4 protein-coding genes are annotated in these 3,490 nt (G+C 60.3%); 2 read left to right on the top strand and 2 right to left on the bottom strand.

What is annotated here, in order from left to right; translation table 11 throughout:
- Positions 1 to 144 precede the first annotated feature (144 nt).
- Positions 145 to 2,289: a triacylglycerol lipase gene (locus F1542_RS03260; protein ID WP_193731792.1), complete on the bottom strand. Its 2,145-nt coding sequence runs from the start codon at positions 2,287 to 2,289 to the stop codon at positions 145 to 147.
- Here F1542_RS03260 and F1542_RS03255 point away from each other — a divergent pair.
- Together F1542_RS03255 and F1542_RS03250 are read left to right on the top strand one after the other, a co-directional pair.
- Positions 2,288 to 2,452: a hypothetical protein gene (locus F1542_RS03255; protein WP_193731791.1), complete on the top strand. Its 165-nt coding sequence runs from the start codon at positions 2,288 to 2,290 to the stop codon at positions 2,450 to 2,452. The genes F1542_RS03260 and F1542_RS03255 overlap by 2 nt on opposite strands.
- Before the next feature lie 199 nt (positions 2,453 to 2,651).
- Positions 2,652 to 3,347: an ATP-binding protein gene (locus tag F1542_RS03250; RefSeq protein WP_227672437.1), complete on the top strand. Its 696-nt coding sequence runs from the start codon at positions 2,652 to 2,654 to the stop codon at positions 3,345 to 3,347.
- Here F1542_RS03250 and F1542_RS03245 read toward each other — a convergent pair.
- The coding region (locus F1542_RS03245; protein WP_193731790.1) for a transposase at positions 3,338 to 3,490 on the bottom strand (153 nt) is incomplete at its 5' end. The two genes, F1542_RS03250 and F1542_RS03245, sit on opposite strands and share 10 nt — an antisense overlap.

Raw genomic sequence — 3,490 nt, 5'->3', positions numbered from 1 at the left:
GCAGCACGCCCGCCCCCTGTACCGCGCGCGCGCCCCATCGCCGCACCCTGCGCCACCCGTGCCGCCTGCCGGCATGGCCGGGCGTCCCGTCCGGTGTCCCGCCTGATGTCCCTGTGGGGCCTGCGTCCTGCCCGCGCGTGGCCGTCATGGCCGCCCCGCCCGCGCCACCACGCGCCGCGGCACGGGACGGGGCACCGGCGTCATGTCCCGTGGCGGGTTCTGGGCCAGTTGCAGCAGCAGGATGCGCTGGACCTCGGCAATGGTGGCGGGATTGGACTGGGTCGAATGTTCGGAATTGCGCACCACCAGTTCGGACTGCACATCGGGGATATGCGCGCTTTCATACGACACCACCCCGTCATCGGCATGGGTCAGGTCGCGCGGGTTGCCACAGACGGGAATGATGGAATGCGCCTGCACGTCGGGGGCCATGGGAATGGTGGGCAGCGTGCGCATGAACGCGCTGTGCGGTGACATGGCGTACACACTGCCCAGACGCAGCACGCGGTTGTTCAGGTGCGTGCTGTCCCCCGCCCCGGTCACGATGTCGCGCGCGGTTTCTGTCACGCGCACCGGCAGGCTGACCATGCTGCCGACAAGACGCGCGATGGACATGGCCGCAAGGTAGCTGCCGTGCTGCGGGGTGGAAATGAACACCACGCGCTGGATTTCGGGCATGGCGGTGGGGAACATCGTCTCACGCACCAGGTCGCGCGTGCTGTCGTTCAGGTGGAACGATGAAAGCGGCCGCCCTGCCGTGCCATCCCACAGCCGGTCCCCGGGGTTGATGACCAGCATGCGCGCCAGCAGCCCGCCCTGGCTGTGCCCCACCAGCGTGATATGCCCCAGCGCCGGGTCCGCCTTCACCCCGCCCAGGCTGTCCACCGCCTGCGTGATCGCATGCCGCAGCTGCCATGCCGAATACGGGATGGGGTTGGATGTGGCGTAGGAGAAGAACCAGAAATCGAAATGGTCGCGGATGCGCCGGTCTTCCAGCAGGTCATTGACCATCACGGCCCAGCGGTACGGGCTGGACGCGGTGCCGTGTATGAACACGACCGGCATGTTGCCGCGCCGGTGCGGCGTCATGGCGATCAGGCGCGGGCGCGTGCCGTCATAGGTCGTGCCGTCAAAGAAACCGCGATATTCCTTGGTCCACAGCGCGGCATCCACCAGGCTGAGCGCGCGGGCGGCGGTCTGGTCATATTCGGCGGGCACGCGGGCGTGGCCGATGGTGGTGTCCGGGCTTTCATCCATCACCCGCAGCACCAGCCGCCCGGTCAGGTGCGTGCCCGGCACCTGCGCGCGCGGGTTGTCGATTTCCAGCAGCAGGCTGGCGGGCACGCGCAGCTTGTCCGATACGCTGAAGCTGCCGTCATTGGTGGTGTCACTGCCGCTGCCGGTGGGGTCGCCACTGGCCAGGTTGCCGCCCCCCTGTGGCGCGGGTGGCGTGGGCACGGCGCGCAGGGCGTCATCATGCGCGGGGCCGGTCAGGTCCGCCACGGCGGAAGGCTGGATCAGGTGCTTGGCCTCATGCGGGGCGGATGGCGCGGGCTGTGGTGCAAATGCGGGGTCGGGACGGGCCAGCGCGGTCAGGGCCTCGCCCAGTCCGGGGGTGCGATAGACATTGGGTATGCCGCCAACCCCCAGCGTGGCCGTGGGCTGCAGCCGTTCCAGCAGGCGCCCGTGCCAGCGCAGCTGCGCGGGGTCGGCGCTCAGGACAATATCGCCAGACGGCAGCGCGCGGGTCTGGGCCGTGATGTTGACCGGGGCGGGAAAGGCGGCGGCCAGCCCGAGGTTGTACAGGTCGCACGCCTGCCTGAAACGCCCGTCATACGGGCTGGGACCACCCGCCTGCCCTGGCTGCAGGAAGGCATAGGCATAGACCGCGGCGGCCAGGAAATCCTGCGCATGGTGGTGGCGCAGGCCCTGCCGGTAACTCAGTTCGGCCAGGGCGAACAGCACGTCGCCCCCGTCATCACGGCCGGCCACCTGCGTGCGCAGGGTGGCGATGGCGCGGTCCGGATTGCTGCGCCATGCGGGCAGCAGCCCGTGGCGGCGCAGCACGATCATCGTCTCATCGCCCGGCCTGCCGCCCTGCATGGCCGTGCGCGTGGTGTCACGATAGCTGTGGACCAGCGACACATGCCGCACCGTAACCGGTCCCGCGCACCCCGCCAGCAGCACAAGCGCCAGCACGCCCCCGCCGCGCGCGGCATGGCCCGTGTGGATGGAACGGCATGTGCTGCGTGCCGACGCGCGGCGGGTAGCGGTGGGAATGCGTATCATGCCGCAGGTTAAGCACCAGTTCGCCCCCCACGCAATGCGCTGGCACCGTTGGGGGACGGGGTGGATGGGTCGTGGTGCGACGGGTCATTCCCTGCCCGACACGCCGGGAGAAACAACTGCTGGCGTGGTGGGGTTGGCAGCGTGTGGAAACGAGGATTGTTGATCTTGTCTTGGTTTCACTTCCACTTTAACATGAGAATTTCTGCACTTTTGATCTGTTCCGGACGATTAGACCGCCGAAGGCATTTTTCGGGATAGCAGAAAATACAATAAAGACAATTTAATGCATTGACACGCCTATCGACAGAGGCACTTTCTTTTACTGAAGCGAGAAACAATTTTTCATTAGAAGGAATATCAGATTGAGCAGCGCAAACATTTGGGATCCACTGGAAAGCAATATAGCTGACCAAGAAATTCTATCATCAGCAAAAAAAAGAGAAATAAAAAATATTCTCAAATCATATGTTGGAACATACGATCCGATATCAGAGCTTATACAAAATGCAATGGATGCAATTGAACGCCGAATAGAAAATGAAGAATCAGATAAATTTTCACCAAAAGTAATTATAAAAATTAATATTAAAGAAAATTCTTTTGAGGTTACTGATAATGGCTGCGGCTTTGAATTGGCAGAGTTTAAAGCTTTTCTTGCGCCCAACATTTCATTCAAGGATAACAACAAAACCAGAGGAAATAAGGGTGTCGGTGCAACATATATAGCATATGGTTTTAACGATTTATATATGAAAACAGGTAACAATTCCTTTAAATTTGAAGGAATTTTCAAAAATGGCCGTAACTGGGTTGATGATACAGCTGGAAGAGTGCCAAGACCCAAAATTGAACAAATAAAAAGTGGAAATAACAATGAAATATTTCAAGGAACTACATTTAAGATATATTTTGGTGGGAAAGGAACAAGGCCAAAAGATTTAGGGTGGTACCAAGCAAATACCGCCAATCAGTGGCTCTATATACTTTTAACTAAAACTCCTCTTGGACACATATCTCTTCCTGGCTTAGAGCCCGATCCGAAAGTTTTTCAAGCTTGATAATGCCTTGCTGTCCGTCGTGTGAGCATGCGGATCGAGGCGATCAATGTCCATGCGGTTGAGGAAGCAATGGACTTTTCCCAATCTTTGGCGAGCCGCCTGCACCGTCCCAGCCAGGCGAATGTTCGTTCAACCACCCAGCG

The organism is Komagataeibacter sp. FXV3, from assembly GCF_015155755.1.
Classification (GTDB): Bacteria; Pseudomonadota; Alphaproteobacteria; order Acetobacterales; family Acetobacteraceae; genus Komagataeibacter.
Note: the sequence above shows the minus strand (reverse complement) of the source record. Positions and strands in the feature narration are given on the sequence as shown.